This is a genomic window from Malikia granosa (assembly GCF_002980595.1).
GTDB lineage: Bacteria > Pseudomonadota > Gammaproteobacteria > Burkholderiales > Burkholderiaceae_C > Malikia > Malikia granosa.
The window spans coordinates 1-699 of sequence record NZ_PVLQ01000153.1 but is presented as its reverse complement, the minus strand read 5'-3'; the positions used below and the strand labels follow the sequence as shown (position 1 = coordinate 699).

Annotated in this window: 1 protein-coding gene; it reads left to right on the top strand. The window is 51.8% G+C overall.

Going from position 1 to position 699, the window contains the following annotated elements:
• The first annotated feature begins 472 nt into the window (after positions 1-472).
• Complete coding sequence (locus tag C6P64_RS17730; RefSeq protein WP_105749846.1) at positions 473-682, top strand: helix-turn-helix transcriptional regulator; 210 nt, start codon at positions 473-475, stop codon at positions 680-682.
• The last annotated feature ends 17 nt before the right edge of the window (positions 683-699 follow it).

The window sequence follows — 699 nt, the reverse complement described above, 5'->3', positions numbered from 1 at the left end:
ATTGATTAATACAACAAAGCCCCTCAGGGGAAATATTTTCATATCATGAGTTGCTAATTGAATCAACCCAATACTGCCAAATAACCCTATACAAAGAATCACCAAATTTTCAAAACAAAAAATGGATGTCAGAAATTGGCAGCATCGGAGCCCAGAGGAGACACACTGCAACAAATCGTCTGAAAGAATGGGCGATACAGGAAGCAGCAGCCATGCAAAGATCTGATAAAAGCATCTCTCAGCAACTGGTTAAACGGATCCCCCCAAACTTGGCTGATGCATCTAAAGATCCCGAACGCCTGATCTACGAAACGCTTCGATCGCGTCGCGTCTGATTGATTTCGCGCCTGGCGTGCTAGCCGTAACGGGTAGCGTGCCAGCCGTAACGGCTAGCATGCCAGCCGTAAAAATCGATAGAAAATAAGCCGACATTTCATCTCGAACTGCGTCACGGTGACGCGATGGAGATGAAATGCAAGTACACCAACTGATACGCATCAACGAGCTGGCCAGCCACAAGGGCCAGCGCGGGCTGATCCCCGTCAGCCCTGCAACCCTGTGGCGCTGGGTCAAGGCCGGCAAGTTCCCCGAGCCGATCCGCCTGTCTGATCGCGTGACCGCCTGGGAGGCGTCCAAGGTCAACGCCTGGATTCAATCCCAATCCGGCGAGGCGCGAGCATGACCCAAGAAAAAACGCCC

What these genes read in the sequence shown, in the direction of transcription:
- C6P64_RS17730 (WP_105749846.1), top strand. Translation starts at nt 473, where the DNA reads ATGCAAGTACACCAACTGATACGCATCAACGAGCTGGCCAGCCACAAG.